Origin of the sequence: Pantoea sp. Fr-CA_6, from assembly GCF_024520895.1 — a bacterium.
Lineage (GTDB): Bacteria > Pseudomonadota > Gammaproteobacteria > Enterobacterales > Enterobacteriaceae > Pantoea > Pantoea agglomerans.
The window spans coordinates 41,110-65,433 of sequence record NZ_JALNPO010000012.1; the positions used below are offsets into that span (position 1 = coordinate 41,110).

Consider the following 24,324-nt stretch of genomic DNA (forward strand, 5'->3'; position numbering starts at 1 on the left):
TTTTAGCGTAGCGTGATGGCGGGGATTTTCAACCGGGGAGAAGGGTGTGAAGAGGGGGCCAGGCAGTGGCCCCCTGAAAAGCTTAGCGTTTTTTACCGAAAGCCGCAGCCAGCGCATCACCCATCGCACTGTTACCTGCTGACGAGCTGACCGGACGCGGACGACCTTTCGCGGTGTTCTGACGTTTCTCCTCGCGCGGGGCAGCGTTTTTCGCGCCACCACGGGCATTGCCTTCGCCTGGCTGCTCATCAAGACGCATGGTCAGAGCAATACGCTTGCGCTGGAGATCGACCTCCATCACTTTCACTTTGACGATATCGCCCGCTTTCACCACCTGATGCGGATCTTCCACGAAGCGATCGGAGAGCGAAGAGATATGCACCAGGCCATCCTGATGCACGCCGATATCCACAAATGCACCGAAGTTGGTCACGTTAGTGACGGCACCTTCGAGGATCATGCCCGGCGTCAGATCGTTCAGCGTCTCTACGCCTTCAGCGAACTGTGCGGTTTTAAACTCAGGACGCGGATCGCGGCCTGGCTTCTCCAGCTCTTTCATGATGTCGGTGACGGTCGGCAGACCAAAACGTTCATCAATGAAATCGCGGGCGCTGAGATTACGCAGGCTACCTGCGTTGCCCATCAGATCGCTCAGTGCCTGCTCGGTGGCGGCCAGGATGCGCTCCACCACCGGATAGGCTTCCGGATGCACAGTTGAGGCATCCAGCGGGTTATCGCCATGGTTGATGCGCAGGAAGCCCGCACACTGCTCAAAGGCTTTTGGCCCAAGGCGGCTCACTTTCAGCAACTGCTGACGGTTCTGGAAGCGGCCATGCTCATCACGCCAGCCGACAATATTCTGCGCCATCATGCGCGTCAGGCCCGCCACACGGGTCAGCAGCGGCACCGAGGCGGTGTTGAGGTCAACGCCGACGGCATTCACGCAATCTTCCACTACCGCGTCGAGTTTCTTCGCCAGCTGGCTCTGACTGACGTCATGCTGATACTGACCCACACCGATCGATTTCGGGTCGATTTTCACCAGCTCTGCCAGCGGATCCTGCAAACGTCGGGCAATCGACACCGCGCCGCGCAGCGAAACATCGAGATCCGGGAACTCCAGCGCCGCCAGTTCAGAGGCCGAATAGACAGATGCGCCAGCTTCACTGACAATCACTTTTTGCGCCGTGACCTGCGGGAACTGCTGCTGCAGATCCAGGAAGAAGCGCTCAGTTTCACGTGAAGCGGTGCCGTTGCCAATTGCCACCAGCTCAACCTGATGCTTAATGCAGAGTGCCGCTACGGCGGCCGCGGCTTTCGCGGTCTGGCCGGTATGCGGATAGACGGTATCGGTCGCGACGACCTTGCCGGTGGCATCGACCACCGCCACTTTGACGCCGGTGCGCAGGCCCGGATCCAGCCCCATGGTGGCGCGCATACCGGCGGGAGCGGCCATCAGCAGATCGTGCAGGTTGCGGGCAAAGACGTTAATCGCTTCATCTTCTGCGCGTTCGCGCACCGTGCCCATCAGCTCCGTTTCCAGATGCAGCATCACCTTGATGCGCCACGTCCAACTCACCACCGCTTTACGCCAGCTGTCGGCAGGAGCGTTATTCAGGCGCAGGTTCAGGTGCTCAGCAATCAGCGTTTCGCCGTGGCTCTCACGCGGTGCTTCATCAAACTGCGGATCGGCATTCAGCGACAGTTGCAGCACGCCTTCGTTGCGGCCACGCAGCATCGCCAGCGCACGGTGCGACGGCACGCCGCTGAGCGCTTCGTGGTGATCAAAGTAGTCGCGGAACTTCGCGCCCGCTTCCTCTTTGCCTTCCACCACGCGTGACACCAGATGGGCATTTTTCCACAGGTAATTACGCACCTTCGCCAGCAGCGCGGCATCTTCAGCGAAACGCTCCATCAGAATGTAGCGGGCACCATCCAGCGCGGCACGGACGTCGGCGACGCCTTTGTCGGCATCGACATACTGTTCGGCAAGCTGCTCAGGAATGTGAGACGGCTCCTGCCACAGCGTCTCCGCCAGCGGCTCCAGACCCGCTTCGATAGCGATCTGTCCACGCGTCCGGCGTTTCTGTTTGTAGGGCAGGTAGAGGTCTTCAAGCTCGGTTTTGCTGAGGGTGGTGTTGATCGCGCGGGCGAGGTCGTCAGTGAGTTTCCCCTGATCGTCAATCGACTTCAGAATCGACTGGCGTCGCTCTTCAAGTTCACGCAGATAGCTGAGGCGGGTTTCCAGCTGGCGCAACTGGGTATCATCCAGCCCGCCGGTGACCTCTTTACGATAGCGTGCGATAAACGGCACGGTATTCCCTTCATCCAGCAGGCGAACGGCGGCGTCAACTTGCTCTGGACGCGCCTGGAGCTCACTGGCAATTATCTGGCTCAGAACTTTCATCATCAGGATTGTCTTGCTTTCCGGGTTGAGAAATAGCCGACAGTTATACGGATTGATGGTTAAAATTGCCAGAGACGCGGGCGGCTTTCAGCGATAATCTGAAGGGTTATTGCGGGTAGTCAATCGCGTTGATATACCACAGTGCCGGCCCCACTGGCGTCTCGACGGTGGCGGCATCGCCGACCTCTTTTTTCAGCAGCGCCCGCGCCATGGGCGAGTCGATGGAGATGTAATCTTTGCGGCCAAAAATCTCATCGTAGCCCACAATGCGGAAGCGTTTTAGGTCGCCCTCATCGTTTTCAATTTCCACCCAGGCGCCAAAGAAGACTTTGCCATCCTGCTGGGGTGAATAGTCAACGATACGCAGCTGTTCAAGACTTTTGGTCAGATAGCGAACGCGACGGTCGATTTCACGCAGCCGTTTTTTGTTGTACTGATAATCGGCATTTTCACTGCGATCGCCAAGACTTGCAGCCCAGGTGACTTTTTTTGTCACTTCCGGTCGCTCTTCACGCCAGAGATAGTCGAGTTCTGCTTTCAGCTTATCGAAGCCTTCGCGGGTAATGAGTCGGGTTTTCATGCTATACCGGCCAGAGAGATCCAAAGAAGAACAGTGTAAGACAAAGGGGGCGCGGCAAAAAAGGGCGGGGAAAGGGTTTTTAAAGGCTAAAAACCCACGTTGACTTCCCCGGCGGCGAAAGGGTTGGTGCTGAACAACAATCTGAAGCCAGTAATCTGAAGCTGTAAAAGAAGTCGTGATACTTATTTACCGGCGTGAGTCGCCGTGGTGGTCGATGTACCGGTGCTGTGACCGTCACCGCCGCCGCCGCCCATGGTGGCCAGCGCAACGCCCAGCAGGGCTGCGACTGCGCCAACACCGATAGCGTTAGAGTTACCTTGTGCTGTGGTGGTTGCCGCTGCGCCAGCTGCTTCACCGGTGGCTGTGGCAGCATAAGCTGGAGTGACGCTGCTTAATGCCAGCGCGCTCAGCAGTAAAATTGTTTTTTTCATTGTGTGTAATCCCCGTTGAGACATCGAATGTTGCCTGAGCAGTCTGGTTGAAAACGGAGAAGGCGAAAAGTTGGCTTTACTGATTGATTTAACGGACTTTAATTTCAACTGGTCTTGCTGGTGGAACCGCTGAAACTAATCCGAGAGGAGAGTGGGGCGTTACGCAGGTTTGCTGGAATATTATGCTGCCTGACTGCTGTTGAGGTAGATTATCTGGAGCTTATCCAAAGTGATGGCTGATCATTAAGTCAAATTGTCTGCTAACTTGCTGAATTCGTTCATCGAATAAAAACTGGCCCGCTTCTGACGCCAGCGATTCAGAGAAACAGAGCCGTTTTTTCAGATTTGCCGTAACAGGGGCCGGGCAGCGCCAGACGCGTTAAAACTGACCCGAAATCGCCTTAAATCAAATATAAGCTCCTGTTTAATATGCTTTGTAACAATTTTGGCTAGAATATAAACCATTAATGACTGTCACTATAAGGCATCTTTTTTTAACAATGTTGGCTCAGGCAATAGCGCCTTTGGGAGTTGAAAATGCAAGAGAACTACAAAATTCTGGTCGTCGATGATGATATGCGTCTGCGTGCACTGCTTGAACGCTATCTCACCGAGCAGGGCTTTCAGGTGCGCAGTGTCGCTAATGCCGAGCAGATGGATCGTCTGTTAACCCGTGAATCCTTTCATCTGATGGTGCTCGACCTGATGTTGCCAGGCGAGGATGGTCTCTCTATCTGCCGTCGTCTGCGCAGTCAGAGCAACCCGATGCCGATTATTATGGTGACCGCCAAGGGCGAAGAGGTGGATCGTATCGTGGGGCTGGAGATCGGCGCTGACGACTATATTCCTAAACCCTTTAACCCGCGTGAGCTGCTGGCGCGCATCCGTGCGGTGCTGCGCCGTCAGGCTAATGAACTGCCAGGCGCGCCTTCGCAGGAAGAGGCGATCATCGCCTTTGGTAAGTTCAAACTTAACCTCGGCACCCGCGAGATGTTCCGTGAAGATGAGCCGATGCCGCTGACCAGCGGTGAGTTTGCGGTGCTGAAAGCACTGGTCAGCCATCCACGTGAGCCGCTGTCTCGCGATAAGCTGATGAACCTGGCGCGTGGCCGTGAATACAGCGCCATGGAACGTTCGATTGACGTCCAGATCTCCCGCCTGCGTCGCATGGTGGAAGAGGATCCTGCGCATCCGCGTTATATCCAGACCGTCTGGGGTCTGGGCTACGTCTTTGTGCCGGACGGCAGTAAAGCATGAAGCGACTGCGCTTCTCGCCTCGCAGTTCGTTTGCCCGCACCCTTCTGCTGATCGTTACCCTGCTGTTTGTCAGCCTGGTAACGACCTATCTGGTGGTGCTGAACTTCGCCATTCTTCCCAGCCTGCAACAGTTCAATAAGGTGCTCGCTTACGAAGTTCGTATGCTGATGACCGATCGGTTGCAGCTGGAAGATGGCACGCAGCTGGAAGTTCCACCGGCGTTTCGCCGGGAAATCTACCGCGAACTGGGGATCTCGCTCTACACCAATGCAGCAGCAGAGGAGAGCGGATTACGATGGGCGCAGCACTATGAATTCCTGAGCGAGCAGATGGGCCAGCAGCTTGGCGGTCCCACCGATGTGCGGGTTGAGGTTAACAAAAACTCGCCCGTCGTCTGGCTGAAAACCTGGCTGTCGCCCGATATCTGGGTGCGGGTGCCGCTGACTGAGATTCATCAGGGCGACTTCTCGCCGCTGTTCCGCTACACCCTGGCGATTATGCTGCTGGCGATTGGCGGTGCCTGGCTGTTTATCCGCATCCAGAACCGCCCGCTGGTGGATCTGGAGCACGCCGCCCTGCAGGTCGGGCGCGGGATTATTCCGCCGCCGCTGCGCGAGTATGGCGCGTCAGAAGTGCGATCGGTGACCCGCGCCTTTAACCAGATGGCGGCCGGGGTGAAGCAACTGGCAGATGACCGCACGCTGTTAATGGCGGGCGTCAGCCATGATTTGCGAACGCCGCTGACCCGTATTCGTCTCGCCACCGAGATGATGAGCGAGCAGGATGGCTACCTGGCCGAATCGATTAATAAAGATATCGAAGAGTGCAACGCCATTATCGAACAGTTCATCGACTACCTGCGTACCGGTCAGGAGATGCAGACTGAGCGCGCCGACCTTAACAGTGTGCTGGGCGAAGTGGTGGCCGCTGAAAGCGGCTATGAACGTGAGATCGAAAATGCGGTGATGCCGGAAGAGTTAATGCTGGATATCAACCCGCTGTCGATTAAACGGGCACTGGCTAACCTGGTGGTCAATGCCGCGCGATATGGTAATGGCTGGATCAGGGTCAGCAGCGGACGGGAACTGCATCGTGCCTGGTTCCAGGTGGAAGATGATGGACCTGGCATCAAGCCGGATCAGCTGGCGCATCTGTTCCAGCCCTTTGTGCGCGGCGACAGCGCCCGCAGCACCAGCGGTACCGGTCTGGGCCTGGCGATCGTGCAGCGTATTATTGATGCTCATCAGGGCTCGCTGGAGATTGGCGAGAGCGAACGCGGCGGTTTACGCATTCGTGCCTGGTTGCCGTTAGTGGAAAGCATGGCGCTGAGCCACAACAACGGCAGCAACAGCGTGTCGGGATGATAAAAACGGCGCGGCAGTTTCATTGCCGCGCCGCTTCTTTTAGCGTTGCGGGCCAGCTTTCACCAGCGCAGCACCTGCGGCGTTATCCGTGTACTTGTCGAAGTTATCAATAAAGCGCTGCGCCAGACCTTCGGCGGCGGCGGTCCACTTCTCCTCACTCTCCCAGCTACGACGCGGATCGAGCGTATCACTATCCAGTTCGCCCAGCGTAACCGGCATCTGCAGATTAAAGATCGGCAGCGTTTCCATCGGCGCATTATCCAGCTCACCCGCCAGAATGGCATTGATAATGGCGCGGGTATTCTTCAGTGAGATGCGTTTGCCGCTGCCGTTCCAGCCGGTATTGACCAGATAAGCCTGCGCACCGGACGCCCCCATCCGTTTCACCAGCACTTCCGCATACTGCGTCGGATGCAGCATCAGGAACGCCGCGCCGAAACAGGCGGAGAAGGTGGGGGTCGGCTCAGTGACGCCACGCTCGGTCCCCGCCAGTTTGGCGGTGAAACCTGACAGGAAATGATACTGCGTCTGCTCCGGTGTCAGACGTGAAACCGGTGGCAGCACGCCAAACGCATCGGCGGTCAGGAAAATCACTTTCTTCGCGTGGCCCGCTTTTGAGACCGGCTGCACGATATTGTCGATGTGATTGATCGGATAGGAGACGCGGGTGTTTTCGGTTTTGCTGCCGTCGTCGTAATCGACGCTGCCATCTTCGCGGACCACCACATTTTCCAGCAGCGCATTGCGGCGAATGGCGCGGTAGATCTCCGGCTCAGCCTGCTCAGAGAGGTTGATGGTTTTGGCGTAACAACCGCCCTCGAAGTTAAACACGCCATCATCGTCCCAGCCGTGCTCATCGTCACCGATCAGCTGGCGGTCAGGATCGGTAGAGAGTGTGGTTTTACCGGTGCCCGAGAGGCCAAAGAAGACCGCCACATCGCCCGCTTTACCCACGTTTGCTGAGCAGTGCATTGAGGCGATGCCTTTCAGCGGCAGCAGGTAGTTCATGATGGCGAACAGACCTTTCTTCATCTCGCCGCCGTACCAGGTTCCGCCAATCAGCTGCATGCGTTCAGTCAGATTGAAGGCGACAAAGTTTTCAGAGTGAAGACCCTGCGCCTGCCAGTCTGGATTGGTGCATTTGGCGCCGTTCATCACCACAAAGTCGGGAGTGAATTCGGCCAGTTCAGCGTCGTCAGGCTGGATGAACATGTTTTTCACGAAGTGTGCCTGCCAGGCCACTTCGGTGACAAAACGTACGCTCAGACGGGAATCGGCATTGGCACCACAGAACGCATCCACCACAAACAGGCGCTTGCCGGAAAGCTGGCGGGTGACGCAGCTTTTCAGCGCGTTCCAGGTCTCCTGCGACAGGGGCTGATTGTCGTTTTTGCCGGTGCCCTGGTCGTTCCACCACAGGGTATCGCGCGTGGTGTCGTCACGCACAATGTACTTATCCTTTGGCGATCGCCCGGTGAAAATCCCGGTGTCTACTGCAATCGCGCCGCTCTGCGTCAGGGTGCCACGAGCAAAACCTTCGAGGTCCGGGCGCGTCTCTTCCTGAAAAAGCGTGTCGTAATCAGGGTTGTAAACCACTTCCGTGGTATCCACGATGCCCAAAGCGGCAAGGTCTTGCGAGGTCAGGCCGTTAACGCGCATTTTACTGCTCCTTAAATCGGTGTCTGTTCTGCAAAGCAGAGATAGGTTGGGATCGTGCCACCGGCTGTTGTATCGGGTGCGGCAAATCACTGACAGTCGACTGCGCTTCGTCACGACAGCCTGCAAAGATCACCGGGCAATTCAGGGCATCTGCCTCTGACTTCCGGGCGTTTGCACGATCGCGCGCAGTTTACTCTTCTGCGTTAAGGGAAAAAGGGCAGTGATCTAAAAATGCGACTCAGGGCGCGTTAAGGCTATGTTTCGAACGTTTAAAAGATGTTATGAAAGTAAAAAAAGATAATTTGTCTGAAAAATTATGGGGATAGGCATGGGCGGCGGGGAAGGGGCGGCAGAAGCCGCCCGATAAATCAGTGAAGCTGGTTATTATTCTCAAGGGAGTGGCTGCGAATACCGGCGATATCGACGGCGTCAAACACGTAGTTTGAGCCGCAATAGTCGCAGTGCATGTCGATTTTGCCATCTTCCGCGATGATCTCATCCACCTCTTCCTGCGGCAGCGTGGTCAGTACTTCGCCACAGCGCTCACGCGAGCAGGTGCATTTGTAGATCACCGGCTGCGGATCGTAGAGGGTGACCTCTTCCTGATGGTAGAGACGCCACAGCGCTTCATTCGCAGGCAGATCGATCAGCTCTTCCGTTTTAATGGTTTCGGTCAGCGTTGCCAGATGGTCGAAAACCTCTTTCTCCGTATCCTGCGCCGGCATCACCTGCAGCAGAATACCTGCGGCGCCTTTGTCGCTGGTGCGGATAAACAGCCGCGTTGGCAGCTGCTCTGAGCGCATGAAGTAATCTTCCAGGCACTCCGCCAGGGTTTCACCTTCCAGTCCCACCACACCCTGATAACGTTCGCCCTTTTCAGGGGAAATGGTGATCACCAGATAGCCATTGCCCACCATGCTTTTCAGGGTACTGTCGTCCGGGATGTCGCCTTTGATGCGCGCTACGCCGCGCAGTTCCTGGTTGTTGTTACCGTTGATCACCGCCAGCGACAGCGGACCGTCACCCTGCAATTGCACGGTGATTTCGCCATCAAACTTCAGCGTGGCAGTCAGCAGGCTGGTGGCGACCAGCATCTCACCCAGCAGCGTTTTAACCGGTGCCGGATAATCATGGTTCTTTACGGTTTCACGCCAGGTGTCAGAGACGTTCACCAGCTCGCCGCGCACGGCGGCATTTTCAAACAGATAACGGTGCAGTTGATCCTGGGCTGACATATTTTTTCTCTCACTGGTACGGGGCGATGGCGCGTCAGCTAAGACGGCGTTATTCATCGCCCGATAATTTAAACTTCATCAAATCGCGACGCTCTTTTTTGTCAGGTCGCCGATCGGGATGGGGCATAGTCAGCGCATTCATTTTGCGCGCCTGCGCCATTTTTTCGCGTTTTTCAATGCTGGCATCGGTTTCGCGATAGAGCTGCTGGGCCTCGCTGGCGGGACGGCGCTGAGCGCTGATGTCCGCCACCACCACGGTGCGTTCATCGTTGCCCTGACGCAGTGTCAGTTCCGCATTCAGCTCTACCACCTTGCCGGGTTTGCTGCGCTGGCCGTTGTAATGCACTTTGCCGCCTTCAATCATCTCCCGCGCAATCGCCCGGGTTTTGTAAAAGCGCGCGGCCCACAGCCACTTGTCGAGGCGTACCTCTTCGCTGCTTTTCTCTTTCTTCATTGCTGCTCCTGACTCAGATCAGCGTCCGGTAGTCGCCGGTGGCGCGATGACGCTGAAAGATTTGCTCAGGGCGACCCGAATCGGGGTTCTTTACGCCTAAGCACTCGCCGATGCCCCATGACGTCGCAGCATCCAGAATCACTTCGCTATCATCGATAAACAGCGTGCGCGGCGCAGAAATGCCGGTGTGCTGTTGTACCGCCTGCCATAAACGTTGGTCTTCTTTCGGATACCCAAAGGTATGGGTGGAAAGTAATAAATCAAGGTGCGGCGCTAAACCTGTCTGCGCCAGTTTGACGTCCAGATTGTAAGGATGCGCGTTGGTCAGCAGGATAGTGGACTTGCCGGCACGGCGCAGAGCCTGCAAAAAAGGCAGCGTATCGTCACGCAGCGCAATCCGGCTGCGCATCGCCCAGGTCATGGCACGGATGTCCAGCGCCAGCGCTTCTGCCCAGTAATCCAGACAATACCAGTTTAGCGTATGGGCGACGGCCTGATACTTTTCCGCGATGATCGCTTCGGCTTCCGCCCGGGTGATGCCGCGTTGCTGACTGAGTTGTTCAGGCACATGCTCCAGCCAGAAGTGGCGATCAAATGCCAAATCCAGCAGCGTGCCATCCATGTCGAGCAGCACGGTATCAATCTCAGACCAGTTGAGCATGCGGATGTTTCACCCTGTAAAAAAACCGGGCGACAGGGTAGCACAGAAGGGCAGGGCTCAGAATATCGGGCGCACGCTCTGCAAAGTGCCGAGGTTATGATTGAAACACTTGTCGTAGTAGTGCTGGATATCGATCATGCGCTGGCGATTGAGGTGCATACGGCGCAGCGCCAGTAACCCATTGATCACACCGCAGGTTAACAGCACCAGCAGCAGCAATACGGTGCCGAGATAGCGCCATTGCGCCATGGCATCCGGTTCATTGTGCAGCACAATGTGACGCGTGCCGTTGGCATCCGTTGAAATGCTGGTGATGATGCCGCTGGCGCTGAAAGGCGTATGCAGCAGCATGGCGGAGATACGTTGCAGTTCGCGCCACTGAGAGGGCGGATCGAGGTCAAACAGCGACACGGTTGGCTGAGGCTGATTCACCAGCTGGCGACCCTCGTCGCTGACGATCAGGAACCCCCCTGGCGGCGGGCTGTTAAGATTTTCTGCCGCACGACGGGTTTCGCGGAAAAAGAAGGTCGAGGTGGCGGTATTGACCAGGTTTTCCAGGGCTTCGGCACTGACCGGCCGCAGCAGCACATTCATGCCGTTTAGCTGGCCGGAATCTGCGCGACGCATCAGCGCTTCCCAGTCTTTGGCATTGCCCAGGTTCACCAGCGCATTTTTCAGGCGCATACAATCCTGTGGCTGATTACAGAGATCCTGCGTTTTCATCACCAGATCGGAGAAGTCATCCAGCAGGATCATGCCGGACTTCTGAATCGCGGAGGCCAGCTGCGGATTCAGTTTAGGATCGGTATTGGTTTCCGGATGCAGCTGCTTTGTGGTGGTCTCCAGCAGAGCAGCGGCTTTATCAATAATGTCCGATTGTGGCTGCGGCAACGGCGTGGCGTTATTCCAGTAGACCGCCGAGCAGTCGAACGGCATGAAGGCGTAACTTCGGTTGCTCTGATAGTTGTCCGGCACCGAACACATGCCGGTACCGCTCACTTTGAGGTTGTCGCCAATATTCAGGGGCACGCTGCTGAGTTTATCGACGCTGCTGACCTCCAGGCTGTCGGTGCCCCTGGCCCAGGCCAGACTGAGCTTGATCGGCATGCCGAGCGGGATCCAGGTGACCAGCATGGTCAGCACCATCAGTGAACCACAGGCCAGCACCACGTTTTTCCGCCAGCGCTGAATAGGGAAGTTTTTGACTTCATCCTGCAGCGACAGGAAGCGACCCTGACGCACCACCTGACGGTTAAGGTAGATCTCCACATCCGTCACCTGTCCGAGATCGTGCGCGACATAAGGCTGCCAGTGTGGTGGATAGGCGAGGTCAATAATCCCCAGTGTGATATTGCTCTGCTCCTGGTTCGATTCGCTGAACAGGCCCCAGCGCTTTGGCGCGCCGCGCAGGCAGTGTATGTCACGCAGGCCGCGCTCACCCGGAATGCGGTAGAGCAGCCACAGGCTGGCGGCAATCATGACTGCACCCGTCAGCACCAGCCAGATCATCAGCGTTGCGGGGACTAACAGGCTGAAGAAGAAGAGTAAGAAGGCAAGAGAGATGAGCACCGCTTCACGCGTGCCATCTGGTCGCGACAGACGATACTCTTCCGGCGTCTCTTTGCGCACCTGCAGCAGTTCGACGTTTTCCGTTTCCGCTTTGCGGATAGAGGCGTTGGTCGACACCGGACGCATCAGCGTCGGCAGCGATTGCTGATCCACGGCGTAATCCACCAGCGAGTGGCCGTTCAGCGAGATCACCAGCGGAATAGATTGGGTGCGGATTAACTCAACGTAGTTTTCGTCGGCGATGTACTGCTCCCACAGCGGCGGCAGATGAACTTCAACTTCATCAAGGTAGTAGCGCCATTTATGGGGATCATCCGTAGAGAGTCCATAGCGGGTAATCGCACGGGTAACGGGGTAGACATTGTTGCTTTGTGCCGTCAGCGTCAGACGTTCGGACGCGCTGCGCTTATCGGTCGTCACCGTGGTACGGGGCTGCTTTTCCAGCGCGGCGACATACTTATCAACCGCCTCACGCTCCTGAGCAGAGAGTTTACGGCAGGGCGGACTGATAAATGGCAGAGGTTTCGCCAACGGCGGACGATGCCGCATAGCGTACCAGAACCCAATGCCTGCCAGGATTGAACAGGTCAGCACTATGGCCAGGATCATCAAGATTGTGCTCATGCTCTGCTCAATTCAGCCAAAATGCTGCCTTCACTTTAAACTTTCGCTTTCGGTTATGCTCACTATAAAAGAGGCATTCCGGAAGATTATATAACCCTGAGGAGTCAGACACCCGATGAAATAGTGCCAGCGTATATCTGATTAGCATTTGTTAAACCCTGCCTTGTCCGAATGGTAACCGGCTCAGACTGGATTAAATATCGGTATTATCTGAAACTTATCGCAGCATATTGACTAATGCAAATTTAGTCTTAAGTGATAACCAAAGGCTGTTATTCAATCGATGTAATCTGTGTAACGATAACGTGATTGTCTGACTGTCGCACAATTGCCTGTGGTTAGGTATGCTAATTCGCTCCAGATAGCCGGCGCAAAATAATTTGAGGCTGATATGAAAATTCCAAAAAAACCTGACATCCTCAATATCACCGCCGTGGCACGTTCACGGTTATTCACCATTGAATCGGTCGATCTGACTTTCAGCAATGGTGCGCATCGCGTTTATGAGCGGATGAAGCCCTCAGAGCGTGAAGCGGTGATGATTGTGCCGATTATTGATGACCATCTGATCCTGATTCAGGAGTATGCCGTCGGACTGGAAACCTATGAGCTTGGTTTCCCCAAGGGGCTGATCGATTCAGGTGAAACCGTGAATGAAGCGGCAGTTCGCGAACTGAAAGAAGAGGTCGGTTTTGGTGCCGATCAGCTGACAACGCTGGGCAAACTCACCATGGCGCCCTCCTACTTTTCCAGCAAAATGAACATTGTGGTGGCGGAAGGTCTCTACGCTGAAAAGCTGGAAGGCGATGAGCCGGAGCCGCTGATTGTCCACCGCTGGCCGCTGAGCGATATGATGTCGCTGCTGGATGAGCCCGATTTCCGCGAGGCACGTAATGTCAGTGCGCTGTTTATGGCGCGCGAATGGCTGGTGAAGCAGGGGCGGCTGAGTTACTGAGCGAGCGCATAAGTAAGGAAACGAGCCTGGTCAGCAGGCGCGTTTCGATTTTATTCTGCTCTTGCATTTTCCTGTATGGCTGATGCAGGCTTCAACAGTGGGGCGGTCAACAGATAAACCACGCATGCCACGAGAATCGAATTAAGTACCGGTACGCCGCGCTCAACCAACAGTCCGGTAGCTCCGCCCGCTGCACTGGCTATCAGCGCGGGCCAGCCGATAAGCTGAGACGTTGCCGGTAAGGAATTGCTGTTGCGGCTCAGCGCCAGCGTCTGGCGGTCAGTTTTCAGCACATAGTAGTCAATGATCATCACGCCCAGTACCGGCGGGAAGATGACCCCCAGAAGTTCCAGAAAATCGACAAAACGATCAAGAATCCCAAGAATTGAACAGAGTGTGCCGAGCATACCGAGCAGCAGCGTAATCACAGGATAACGCGGTTTATAGCCGGTTAAGCCTTCAATCGCATTGGCGATGCCCAGCGTTGACGAATAGAGATTCAGGTCGTTAATGCGCAGGGTAGAAAAGACCACAACCAGCAAACCCAGTGAGCTGGTAGTTTGAGTAATAATCGCGATGATGTCTGAGGTCTTCAGTTCTCTGGCAATCAGAATTGCCAGCCCATTAATCCCATATTCTCCCGCCAGAATGGTCAGCAGCGTAATGGCGAAGACATCTTTACCGTTACGTGAGAAACGCGTCAGGTCGGGAGTCATCAGACTGGCCAGGATTGCACCGCCAATTACCATGGTAATGGCGGCGCTCACGGTAATGGTTTCGCTCGCAATAACCGGCGGCGTCATCTGGCCAGACTGGCCGTGGAAAGCGTGTCAGAAAATCCAGCCGACCAGCATGATGAAGAGCGGAACCGCAATGCGTGCGGTAAAGCGCAGCGCCTTAAAGCCAAAGGTAACTAGTAAAGTCAACACGGCTCCTGAAAGCGCTGCCGACTCTGCAAAGCTAAGTTTGCCGTTCAGGGCATAGCTCAGCGATCGGGCGAAAACGGCATTCTGAATGCCGAACCAGCCCAGCAGGCTGACCGCGACCAGCAGACCAATGAACACTGAGCCGTGGCGACCAAAACCACACCAGCGAGCCAGCAGACTGCCCGGCAATCCCTCGCGCATCCCTGCATAGCCGAGCGCGAAGGTCAGCACGCCAAATAGCAGGCTGGCCAGAGTGATTGCGGTAAACGCCTCGCCCGGCGTCATACTGTTGCCCAGAACCGCGCCAAGCATAAACTGATCCAGCGCAGTCAGCATGCCCATATGCACAATAGCGACGCTAAGCAGTGAGAGCCTTTTATTTGCAGGTACAGGGCTCAGTGGATAATCATCAAATTTACTCAAAATATGGTTTCCTTACCGGTTTATATATAAATAACGCCTGTGCTGAGAAACCTCTCTGGCAGATAATTCTCCAGTGACTCCGCACGACAGTAGCTCTCAAATTGTTGTAGCGAATGCACCCCCGCTTTTTGATAAAGCGTGGTGATGCGGTTACCGATAGTTTTTACGCTGAGGTTGTAGATGCGGGCAATCTCTTTCGCGCTGAATCGCCGTAGCAACAGGAAAATGACATCCAGCTCGGCGGGGGTAAAAAGGGGGTGCTCAAGACGCGTCGTCAGTACAGAAGATTTTTTGGGATCGATAAAGCTCATTGCCGTAAGGTTATCCACCGGACGTGCATTCCAGATGCAGCCCAGCCACTGATTTCGGTTGTCGAAAACAGGGTATTTCTCGCTGATAAAAGGAGTGAGATAATTGTTGCCATACCAGTAGTGGGTTTCAATCACGGCCACGCTACTGTTATTCAATTTTACCTGTTGATCATGCTCGCAGAATTCATCGGCGCAATCACTCCAGCGCGTGGGGAACTCACTGTCTCTTTTTCCCTCAAATAAATAACTTTTAGGCGTAGCAGTATACATTTTTGCAGCTTCATTCATATAAAGATGCTGCGATGCGGCATTCTTAAAACCCCAGGGTGTCGGTAATAAATCCATGGTGGTGGCGAATGCAGAAATGAAATCATCAATACTACGGTATGGGCTGTCCATGGCCCCTCGCTGAAAGCATTCAGATTATAATCTTTTTGCCAGATAATAACGTGCGTAGCGCTGCGCATATCCATCCTGTTCGCCATAGACGCGATAACCCAGTTTTTCGTAAAAACCACGAGCCTGGAAACTTAACGTGTCAACGATGGACATATGGCAGCCTCGATTGCGCGCTTCTTCTTCCGCTGCATGCATAAGCTGACGTCCTGTGCCATGCAGGCGCCAGGCATCCTCTATCCATAAATAATGAATATCCAGCGTGCCACACCAGGTATGGGCTAACAGGCCACCCTGGATATTTTTCTGGTCGTCATACAGGATAACATTCAGCGTTTTCATATTGATGTCAGCAAAGCGTCCATTATGCTGCCAGAGTCGCTGAATAATATACTCTTCAGTTTTGGGGTCTTGCGTATGACACACTTTAATTTCCATATATAAAAGTATCCATAGGTGATTAAATCAAAATAGAGGATATCGGGCTTTCTATTCTTATCATGATGATAAGCGATGCGCAAGAGTTAATATCCCTCCTGTTATTAGGCGCAATTAATATTAAGATGGTTGTCGTTGTTCAGCTGATATGCCAATAACTATCTTTGCTGGCACCAGGGAAGACTAAGCTAATCATAGCGATATAATAACTATATTCTTTTTTAGGTTCACTTTCTGAATCGCTTCATACACATTGCTTTATATTATCTGACTGATTTAATGCCGATCGCTCAGGGTGATCGGCATTTTCCTCAGCAACAGATGATGATCTCTCTCCGGCTTTTACCTTACTTTTTTTCCATCCCAGTTGACTGAGTCGCTCAGGCACGAAAAGCATCGCGTGTTTCATCAGGATAAGCGGGCCAATAAAAAAGGCTGATCACTTCAGGTGACCAGCCTCAGATATTTCACATTGCAGATATCACATCAGAACAGCTCGTGACTTTCACCGTTATCCATAATGGTGGTACCCACATCATGAACCGAATATTCGGTTGGCTGGGTGCCATTGATGAAGTACTCCTGACGGGTGTTACCCCCTCCATTTGCCAGCTTGCCGGTGCTGCGATCGATCGTCACCGTGACCACACCATCCGGCGGCGTTAACGGCTGCACCGGTACGCCATCCAGCGCACTCTTCATGTACTCATCCCATGCCGGTTGCGCGCTCTTCGCACCGCCTTCATAGCCCGAAATCTGATCGGGAATGGCGCCGGAGAGCGTGCTGCGGCCCAGATTGCGGCGCGCATCATCAAAGCCGATCCAGACTGAGGTGACCACGCCAGGGCCGTAACCCGAGAACCAGGCATCTTTCGAGCTGTTAGTGGTACCGGTTTTACCGCCGATATCATTACGCTTAAGGTCACGCCCGGCACGCCAGCCTGTTCCCATCCAGCCCGGTTCGCCAAAGATGTTAGTGTTTAGCGCGCTCTTGATCAGGAAGGTGAGTGGGGTGTTGATCACGTGCGGCGCATATTGCTGCTCACCCTGTTGTGCCTGAGCGGGAACCTGCTCCAGTTCAGGCTGAGGAACGGCCTGATTCTGGTTGTTATTAGAGGCTGCAACGTTCTCGACGCTCTCTTCATTCAGGGCCAGCGCTTTTTTGGTCTCGCCGTAGATCACCGGCAGATTGCACTGCGGGCAGGCGATCTTCGGTTTCTCTTCAAATACGAGGCCGCCCTGTTCGTTCTCAATCCGGGTGATGAAGTAAGGATCGACCAGGAAGCCGCCATTCGCCATCACGGAGTAGCCGCGCACCACCTGTAACGGGGTAAACGAGGCCGCACCTAATGCCAGCGATTCGGTATGAACAATGTTCTGAGCCGGGAAACCAAAGCGCTGCAGATACTCAGCAGCGTAATCCACGCCCATCGCACGCATCGCACGCACCATCACCACGTTTTTCGACTGGCCTAAACCCTGACGCAGACGAATCGGACCATCGTAAGTTGGCGGTGAGTTCTTGGGACGCCAGTCAGCACCCGCACCCGCATCCCAGCGTGAAATCGGCACATCGTTAAGGATTGAGGCGAGCGTCAGCCCGCGATCCATTGCGGCGGTATAGAGGAAAGGCTTGATGTTAGAGCCGACCTGACGCAGCGCCTGGGTCGCACGGTTAAACATGCTCTGGTTAAAGGCAAAGCCGCCTACCAGCGCGCGCACCGCACCATCATTCGGATCCAGCGAGACCAGCGCCGAGTTCACATCCGGCACCTGGCCCAGCCACCACTCATCACCCACTTTGCGCACCCAGATCTGCTGGCCTGCCTGCAATACCTGCGTCACGCTTTTCGGCGTCGGGCCCTGCACGGTGTCAGACTTATAAGGACGCGCCCAGCGCACACCGGCTAATGCCAGCGACACATTGCTGCCATCTTTCAGCATCACCGTCGCTTCATCGCTGCGCGCTTCCGTTACGACTGCCGGATTGAGCGGACCATAGACCGGCAGCGTCTTCAGCGCTTTCTCAATCTTCGTCTGATCCCAGGCCGGTTCACCCACTTTCCACAGCACGCTGGTCGGGCCGCGATAGCCATGACGCATATCGTAGGCCATGACGTTATTGCGAACTGAGGTCTGCGCGGCTTCCTGCAGGCGACGGGTCACGGTGGTGTAGACCTTGTAACCGTCGGTGTAGGCATTCTCGCCGTAGCGTTTCACCATCTCCTGACGCACCATCTCGCTGAGATAGGGGGCAGAGAAAGCGATTTCCGGGCCGTGATACTTCGCGACCAGCGGCGTATTACGCGCCTCATCATACTGCTGCTGCGTGATGTAATGCTGATCCAGCATACGCGCCAGCACCACGTTGCGGCGCGACAGGGCACGACTCGGCGAGTAAAGCGGGTTAAAGGTGGAAGGGGCTTTCGGCAGACCGGCAATCATCGCCATCTCACTCAGCGACAGCTGGTCAACCGGCTTACCAAAATAGACCTGTGAGGCTGCGCCAACGCCATAAGCACGGTAGCCGAGGTAGATCTTATTCAGGTAGAGCTCAAGTATTTCATCTTTGTTCAGCAACTGCTCAATGCGGATCGCCAGGAACGCTTCCTTTATTTTACGCATCAGGGTGCGTTCCGGACTCAGGAAGAAGTTACGGGCCAGCTGCTGAGTGATAGTACTGGCACCCTGTGAGGCGTGACCGGAGACCAGCGCAACGCTGGCCGCACGGAAAATACCCACCGGATCAACACCATGGTGCTCATAAAAACGGCTATCTTCGGTCGCAATAAACGCTTTCACCATCACAGGTGGCACTTGCTGCAGAGTCAAAGGAATACGGCGCATTTCGCCATACTGGGCGATCAGATCGCCATCGGCGCTGTAAACCTGCATAGGGGTTTGCAGACGCACATCTTTCAGCGTGTTTACGTCGGGCAGCTGTGGCTCTATGTATTTGTATAAACCATAAATCGAGCCAGCTCCCAACAGGATGCAACACACTGCAAGGATCAATAAATACTTTACGAACTTCACCTGGAATTTCCCATCTGTTGTCGTTTGAGCAGTTTATAAACAACCGCGCGGTAGTATAAAGGCAAGCCAGACGCTTTGATATGTCCATTTTCCCGGACGATAAGGAGATCGCGCGTATGGCTTTTCATACCTGGCAAATTGGGCTGGATATTCAGAATAGGCAGATTTGCGCCCTGGCCCTCCAGCCTCGTCGTGATGGCTGGCAGCTACGCCACTGGTGGCAGCAGCGGCTGCCGCAAGATACGTTAAGAAACGGCGTGCTGCAATCTTCGCCTGAATTACTGGCGGCCTTAACGGCCTGGCGTCAGCGGTTGCCACGCCGTTATTCGCTGCGGGTCGGATTGCCTGCCCAGCTGGTGCTGCAGCGCCAGCTTCCCCTGCCTGCGCAGTCGCTGAAGGAGCCCGCGCTGGGGCACTACGTGCAGGCGGCCGCGCGCCGTCTCTTTCCGCTGGAGCCCGCTGCGCTGGCGCTGGATTACCGGCCGGATGAGCAGAGCGGGCAGCTCTGCGTCACGGCAGCGCGGCTGGAGATTATCGACCAGTGGGCGGCACCCCTGTTGCAGGCGGGTTTAAAGCCGCAGGTGTTCGAACTGACCACCGAGGCGCTGAAGCGGTTAGCCCGGCAGGCAGCGCTGCAGGACGATGCGGTACTGGTTCTGCAGCAGGATAACCGCTGGCTCTGGAGCGATGCGCACACCGCTGCTGACACAGGCGAAGCCGCCACGCTGGAGGCACTGCAACGGCAGGCCTTTCCCGGGGCGCGTTCTGTCGCCTGGTGTACCGCAGAGCAGACGCCGTTGCCCGCAGACGTTAGCGCGTTTTCCCCTTTTGATCTGTTTCGTTATAAGCAGCCACCTTTGCCGGAGAATCCGGGCGCTTTTGCGCTGGCGGCCGGGCTGGCGCTGCGCGACGGAGATGAGTGATGGTCGCGGTTAATCTGCTGCCCTGGCGGCAGCGCCGTCGGCAACAGCAGCGGCGACAGAGCCTGGTCGTGCTGTCACTGGCGACTGGCGCCCTGTTACTGGTGGTGATGCAGCAAACCTGGCGGATACAGCAGACGCGTCAGCAGGTGGCGCAGGCGAGCAGGACGCAGCAGCAGGCGCTGGAAAGCCTTGGGCAGCAGTTAGCGCAACAGAAGCAGTTACTGGAGCAGCTCGCAGTCGTGCAAAAACAGCAGGCGAAGCATCGCCAGCAGGCTGCACAACTGGCCGCCTGGCAGCAGTTCTGGCTCGATTTACCCGCGTTGCTGCCCGACACCGCCTGGCTGACCCGGCTGGAAAAGCGCGACAACCGTCTGACACTGGAGGGGCAGGCACAGGATATGGCGGCAGTCCGACAGTTCCGCCAGCAATTAACCACTGTGGCCCTGTTTGGTCTGGTGAAGCAGGGCGGGGTTAAGCGTCAGGCTGATGGCCATTATCGGTTTTCACTGCGGGCAGAGATGCAGGAGGTGAACAGTGAGTGAATGGTGGGAGCGCTGGTGGCAGATGGCCGCTATTGCGCGCTATGGCTTGCTCGCCGCACTCTTATCCGGTCTGCTGCTGCTCTTCTGGATCCTGTGGTTACGGCCACAGCAGCAGGCGCTCATTGCTGAACAGCAGACGCTGTTGCAGTTGACCCGCACTCTGCAGCTGCGCCAGCACCAGTGGCGTCAGAACCCTGATAATGCGCAGTTGCAGGCGCAGCTGCAGTCGATGCAGATCGCGAGATCAGCATCTGCATCGGGCCGTGCAGTGGAAGAGATCCTGGCGGCACGCCGTAGCCAGCTTGAAGAGTGGCAGCCGGACGCCCCCTCACGCATGCTGACGCTGCATCTGCAGTGGCCGGCGTTCCAGTCGCTTTTTGCCGAGCTTGCCCAGGCCTCCGCACCGTTTCCGGTGCATTTCCAGCTGCTGGCGCAGCCGCAGTACCTGGTGGCTCAACTCTGGCTGGAACCTGACGATGCGCCATAGTCTGCTGATTTTACTGTTGTGCTGTGGCGGCGTACTGGCGCGCGATCCGTTCCGGCCTGTAGCCGGTTCCGTCTGTGAGGCGTCAGTGGAACCGCTCACCGGCTGGCGTCTGCAGGGGATCATTGGCCGGGAGGCGCATTTCCATGCCTGGCTGCTGACCCCGCAGGGAGAGAGTATTACGGCCCGCACCGGTAAGCCATTTCCATTCGCACCCTGGCAACTGGCGGAGATGACCCGCCGCAGCCTTACCTTAGCGGTGCCTAATAGCTGCAACGCACAACAGGCCGTATTTTATTTAAAAGGACGTTCGCATGATAAGGATAACCACTCTGCTGCTGCTACTAAGCTGCCTGCCGCCGGTTCACGCCGCTGATGAGGAACCTCTCAGTCTGACTTTTGATAACGCCCCGGTAGAGCGTATTTTGCAGGCGCTGGCTGACTATCAGCAGATCAATCTGATGATTGCGCCAGAGGTTGAAGGTTCGTTATCGCTGCGGCTGGATAACCTGCCCTGGCATCAGGCGCTGGACCTGGTGGCGCGAATGGCAAAGCTGACGCTGGTTGAACAGGATAATGTCCTGCTGGTCTATCCGGAAAGCTGGCAGCAGGCTCAGCAGCAGGCACGTGAGGCTGAGAAGCAGTCGCAGTTGCAGCAGGTTCCTTTGCAACAGCGCGCTGTGATATTGCGTTATGCCAGCGCCAGCGAGGTATATGCCAGCCTGCTGAGTGAGCGTCAATCGCTGATGACACCGCGCGGTAGCGTGACGGTCGACAAACGCACCAACGCATTGTTACTGCGCGATAGTGCGGCGGCTTTAAAAGAGACGGAGCGCTGGATACGGGCGCTGGATCTGCCACTGGAACAGATTGAACTGTCAGCCCACATCGTCACTATCAGCGAGGAGCATCTGCAGGAGCTGGGCGTGAAGTGGGGATTGCAGGCGGGGGACGCCGCCGTAACGGATATTCTGCATCATCCCCGGCTGGATGTTCCGCTTGCGGTGAGTTCACCCGGCATCAGCGTGGGTATGGCGCTGGCGCGCATCGGGGGGCAGCTTCTGGATCTGGAGTTAAGTGCGCTGGAGCAGGAGAACCAGATTGAAATCATCGCCAGTCCGCGCCTCTTTACCTCACATCAGCAGACCGCTTCGATTAAGCAGGGCACAGAAATTCCTTATGAAGTGTCGGCAGGAAACAGCGGGGCCACCAGTATTGAGTTTAAAGAAGCGGTACTGGGTATGGAGGTGACACCGACGATTTCCGGCAATGGCCGCATCCAGCTGAAGATCCATATCAGTCAGAATATGCCGGGTCGCAGCATCAGAACCGGCGATAGCGACATATTATCCATCGATAAACAGGAAATTGAGACTCAGGTCACGGTCAGTGACGGGCAAACACTGGCGTTAGGCGGTATCTTTCAGCAGCAGCGCACCCGCGGACAGAATCAGGTGCCGCTACTGGGAAATGTGCCGCTGATTGGCGGGTTGTTTCGCCAGCAATCTGATCAGCGCAAAAAAAGAGAGCTGGTGATCTTCATTACGCCGCGATTGGTCAGGGAAGCAGCGCTTACGGCTGGATAAAACGGAAAATGCGTCCCTTAAGGCCATCTGCGTTGACGCAGGAGAGGAATTAGCTTACAAGGTTTAGCGATTTTCAATACGGTGTAACCGTCTATGCTGGGTAAATCCCGGCAAACAGATCAGAAAACTCCTCTGTACGCAGCGTTGTAAAGACGCAGCGCTGGCGCGTTACAGTTTCGCGAACACAGGCCAATTCAGAAATGGATGTGCTGAAGGCAATATAATCGGTTGCCAAACAGCCTTGAGTGTTGAGATAATTTTTCATCTGACTCTTGCTAACGCTCATGAGGTCTCAGTTCCTGTCCCGCCAGCAAATGCTGAACGCGGGGTATCATTAACGAATTCTTAGTAATACCGACAAAATGGCAGAGAAACGCAATATCTTTCTGGTTGGGCCGATGGGTGCCGGCAAAAGCACTATTGGCCGTCAGTTGGCTCAGCAACTCAACATGGAGTTCTTCGATTCCGATCAGGAAATTGAGCGACGCACCGGAGCGGATGTGGGCTGGGTTTTTGATGTCGAAGGCGAAGCTGGCTTTCGCGATCGCGAAGAAAAAATCATTAACGAACTGACCGAGAAGCAAGGCATCGTCCTGGCGACAGGCGGTGGTTCCGTCAAATCCCGGGAAACGCGTAATCGTCTCTCCGCCCGCGGTGTTGTGGTTTATCTTGAAACCACCATCGAGAAGCAACTGGCGCGCACCCAACGTGACAAAAAACGTCCGTTGCTGCAGGTGGATTCACCGCCGCGTGAAGTGCTCGAAGCGCTGGCTGGCGAACGTAACCCGCTCTACGAAGAGATCGCCGATGTAACCATTCGCACAGATGATCAGAGTGCGAAAGTGGTGGCGAATCAGATTATCCACATGTTGGAAAAAAGTTGATCCAACGTTCGAAGGCTCCTTAACAGGTATCGGGCATCATGGAGAAGATCACCGTCTCACTGGGGGAACGCAGTTACCCCATCACTATCGCTGCCGGACTGTTTAACGATCCGGCTTCTTTTTGGCCGCTAACCGCGGGCGAAAACGCCATGGTGGTGACAAACCAGACGCTGGCTCCGCTTTATCTTGACCAGCTGACGGCGCTGCTGACGGCGGCAGGTGTAAAAGTGGATCAGGTGATCTTACCCGACGGCGAGCAATATAAGACGCTGGCCGTGATGGATCAGGTTTTTACCGCGCTCCTGCAAAAGCCGCACGGTCGTGATACGACGCTTATCGCCTTAGGCGGCGGCGTCATTGGCGATCTTACCGGTTTTGCTGCGGCCAGTTATCAGCGTGGCGTACGCTTTATTCAGGTACCGACCACCTTACTGTCGCAGGTCGACTCTTCGGTTGGCGGCAAAACGGCCGTTAACCATCCGCTGGGCAAAAACATGATCGGCGCGTTTTATCAACCCGCGTCAGTGGTGATTGATACTGCCTGTCTGCAGACGCTGCCCGCGCGTGAACTGGCGTCGGGTCTGGCGGAAGTGATTAAGTACGGCATCATCCTCGACGGTGCGTTTTTCCAGTGGCTGGAGCAGAATCTTGATGCCCTGCTGGCGCTGGATGAACAGGCGCTGGCGTACTGCATTCGTCGCTGCTGTGAACTGAAAGCCGAAGTCGTGGCCGCCGATGAACGTGAAAACGGTCAGCGGGCGTTGCTGAATCTGGGCCATACTTTTGGTCATGCGATTGAAGCACACATGGGCTATGGCAACTGGCTGCACGGTGAAGCGATTGCAGCGGGCATGGTGATGGCGGCACGCACGGCTGAACGCCTGGGGCAGTTCCAGGCACAGGAGACGGACCGCATTATTGCTCTGTTCCTGCGTGCCGGTTTGCCGGTACATGGGCCGGAGGCGATGAGTGCGGAGATGTATCTGCCGCACATGATGCGCGATAAGAAAGTTCTGGCGGGCGAATTGCGGCTGGTACTCCCGCTGTCGATTGGCCGCTCTGAAGTGCGTGGTGGCGTGGCACATGATATGGTGCTGGCTGCAATTAATGATTGTCAGCAATCCTGAGATTAAGCAGTTGAGTGGTGACGCGGCGCGCAGGGTGCGCAGTGCGGAATGC

General features: G+C 55.7%; 22 protein-coding genes and 1 pseudogene. 10 read left to right on the top strand and 13 right to left on the bottom strand.

Annotated elements, in window-relative coordinates:
- Positions 1–82: 82 nt before the first annotated feature.
- From NR201_RS18270 to yjbE, 3 genes are all read right to left on the bottom strand, one after another.
- Positions 83–2,410: a Tex family protein gene (locus NR201_RS18270; RefSeq protein WP_033759014.1), complete on the bottom strand. Its 2,328-nt coding sequence runs from the start codon at positions 2,408–2,410 to the stop codon at positions 83–85.
- Between the two features lie 103 nt (positions 2,411–2,513).
- Positions 2,514–2,987 carry a transcription elongation factor GreB gene (gene greB / locus NR201_RS18275; RefSeq protein ID WP_010253180.1) on the bottom strand — a complete coding sequence of 158 codons (474 nt, stop codon included), beginning with the start codon at positions 2,985–2,987 and terminating at the stop codon, positions 2,514–2,516.
- A 182-nt stretch (positions 2,988–3,169) separates the two neighbouring features.
- Entirely contained in the window at positions 3,170–3,418 is a 249-nt protein-coding gene (gene yjbE / locus NR201_RS18280; protein WP_010253177.1) for an exopolysaccharide production protein YjbE, read from the bottom strand.
- Between the two features lie 537 nt (positions 3,419–3,955).
- Between yjbE and ompR the strand changes: the two genes are divergently transcribed.
- Entirely contained in the window at positions 3,956–4,675 is a 720-nt protein-coding gene (gene ompR, locus NR201_RS18285; protein ID WP_003853014.1) for a two-component system response regulator OmpR, read from the top strand.
- On the top strand, positions 4,672–6,039 hold the full coding sequence (envZ, locus tag NR201_RS18290) for a two-component system sensor histidine kinase EnvZ (protein WP_010253168.1): 1,368 nt from the start codon (positions 4,672–4,674) through the stop codon (positions 6,037–6,039). The genes ompR and envZ overlap by 4 nt, the downstream gene beginning before the upstream one ends.
- Positions 6,040–6,078: 39 nt before the next feature.
- On the opposite strand, the gene pckA is transcribed toward envZ, so the two are convergent.
- The 5 genes from pckA to NR201_RS18315 all read right to left on the bottom strand — a co-directional run bounded on the left by pckA (position 6,079) and on the right by NR201_RS18315 (position 12,241).
- Complete coding sequence (gene pckA / locus NR201_RS18295; protein WP_256850060.1) at positions 6,079–7,698, bottom strand: phosphoenolpyruvate carboxykinase (ATP); 1,620 nt, start codon at positions 7,696–7,698, stop codon at positions 6,079–6,081.
- 368 nt (positions 7,699–8,066) lie between these two features.
- The gene (gene hslO / locus NR201_RS18300) at positions 8,067–8,933 is read right to left on the bottom strand and encodes an Hsp33 family molecular chaperone HslO (RefSeq protein ID WP_010671560.1); all 867 of its coding nucleotides are present in this window, start codon (positions 8,931–8,933) and stop codon (positions 8,067–8,069) included.
- Between the two features lie 49 nt (positions 8,934–8,982).
- On the bottom strand, positions 8,983–9,387 hold the full coding sequence (gene hslR, locus NR201_RS18305; RefSeq protein WP_010253159.1) for a ribosome-associated heat shock protein Hsp15: 405 nt from the start codon (positions 9,385–9,387) through the stop codon (positions 8,983–8,985).
- A 13-nt stretch (positions 9,388–9,400) separates the two neighbouring features.
- Positions 9,401–10,048: a GMP/IMP nucleotidase gene (gene yrfG, locus NR201_RS18310; protein WP_033780987.1), complete on the bottom strand. Its 648-nt coding sequence runs from the start codon at positions 10,046–10,048 to the stop codon at positions 9,401–9,403.
- A 57-nt stretch (positions 10,049–10,105) separates the two neighbouring features.
- Positions 10,106–12,241: an intracellular growth attenuator family protein gene (locus NR201_RS18315; protein WP_010253154.1), complete on the bottom strand. Its 2,136-nt coding sequence runs from the start codon at positions 12,239–12,241 to the stop codon at positions 10,106–10,108.
- Between the two features lie 391 nt (positions 12,242–12,632).
- Here NR201_RS18315 and nudE point away from each other — a divergent pair, with 391 nt between their 5' ends.
- Positions 12,633–13,196 carry an ADP compounds hydrolase NudE gene (gene nudE, locus NR201_RS18320; RefSeq protein WP_010253151.1) on the top strand — a complete coding sequence of 188 codons (564 nt, stop codon included), beginning with the start codon at positions 12,633–12,635 and terminating at the stop codon, positions 13,194–13,196.
- Positions 13,197–13,246: 50 nt separating this feature from the next.
- Here nudE and NR201_RS18325 read toward each other — a convergent pair.
- The 4 genes and pseudogenes from NR201_RS18325 to mrcA form a co-directional block, all read right to left on the bottom strand.
- Positions 13,247–14,545: pseudogene (locus NR201_RS18325) on the bottom strand (cytosine permease).
- A gap of 20 nt (positions 14,546–14,565) precedes the next feature.
- A complete protein-coding gene (locus NR201_RS18330; RefSeq protein ID WP_022624038.1) occupies positions 14,566–15,255 on the bottom strand; it encodes a helix-turn-helix transcriptional regulator in 690 nt (229 codons plus the stop codon).
- Between the two features lie 24 nt (positions 15,256–15,279).
- Entirely contained in the window at positions 15,280–15,690 is a 411-nt protein-coding gene (locus NR201_RS18335; protein ID WP_052270788.1) for an N-acetyltransferase, read from the bottom strand.
- 486 nt (positions 15,691–16,176) lie between these two features.
- On the bottom strand, positions 16,177–18,726 hold the full coding sequence (mrcA, locus tag NR201_RS18340; RefSeq protein WP_010671563.1) for a peptidoglycan glycosyltransferase/peptidoglycan DD-transpeptidase MrcA: 2,550 nt from the start codon (positions 18,724–18,726) through the stop codon (positions 16,177–16,179).
- Between the two features lie 116 nt (positions 18,727–18,842).
- Here mrcA and pilM point away from each other — a divergent pair, with 116 nt between their 5' ends.
- From pilM to hofQ, 5 genes are read left to right on the top strand one after another with little or no spacing between them, the layout of a single operon-like run.
- Positions 18,843–19,649, top strand: a complete 807-nt coding sequence (pilM, locus tag NR201_RS18345; RefSeq protein ID WP_256850061.1) for a type IV pilus biogenesis protein PilM — start codon at positions 18,843–18,845, stop codon at positions 19,647–19,649.
- Positions 19,649–20,191, top strand: coding sequence for a PilN domain-containing protein (locus tag NR201_RS18350; RefSeq protein WP_050680350.1), 543 nt, complete (start codon positions 19,649–19,651; stop codon positions 20,189–20,191). Before pilM ends, NR201_RS18350 begins: the two co-directional genes overlap by 1 nt.
- The gene (locus NR201_RS18355; protein ID WP_022624043.1) at positions 20,184–20,678 is read left to right on the top strand and encodes a hypothetical protein; all 495 of its coding nucleotides are present in this window, start codon (positions 20,184–20,186) and stop codon (positions 20,676–20,678) included. The genes NR201_RS18350 and NR201_RS18355 overlap by 8 nt, the downstream gene beginning before the upstream one ends.
- Complete coding sequence (locus tag NR201_RS18360) at positions 20,668–21,051, top strand: HofP DNA utilization family protein (protein WP_045139563.1); 384 nt, start codon at positions 20,668–20,670, stop codon at positions 21,049–21,051. The genes NR201_RS18355 and NR201_RS18360 overlap by 11 nt, the downstream gene beginning before the upstream one ends.
- A complete protein-coding gene (gene hofQ / locus NR201_RS18365) occupies positions 20,990–22,261 on the top strand; it encodes a DNA uptake porin HofQ (protein WP_256850062.1) in 1,272 nt (423 codons plus the stop codon). Before NR201_RS18360 ends, hofQ begins: the two co-directional genes overlap by 62 nt.
- Before the next feature lie 91 nt (positions 22,262–22,352).
- On the opposite strand, the gene NR201_RS18370 is transcribed toward hofQ, so the two are convergent.
- Positions 22,353–22,526, bottom strand: a complete 174-nt coding sequence (locus NR201_RS18370; RefSeq protein WP_223265993.1) for a hypothetical protein — start codon at positions 22,524–22,526, stop codon at positions 22,353–22,355.
- Positions 22,527–22,623: 97 nt separating this feature from the next.
- On the opposite strand from NR201_RS18370, the gene aroK reads away from it, so the two are divergent.
- A complete protein-coding gene (aroK, locus tag NR201_RS18375) occupies positions 22,624–23,145 on the top strand; it encodes a shikimate kinase AroK (protein WP_003852989.1) in 522 nt (173 codons plus the stop codon).
- Between the two features lie 38 nt (positions 23,146–23,183).
- Positions 23,184–24,272: a 3-dehydroquinate synthase gene (gene aroB, locus NR201_RS18380; RefSeq protein WP_010253124.1), complete on the top strand. Its 1,089-nt coding sequence runs from the start codon at positions 23,184–23,186 to the stop codon at positions 24,270–24,272.
- The last annotated feature ends 52 nt before the right edge of the window (positions 24,273–24,324 follow it).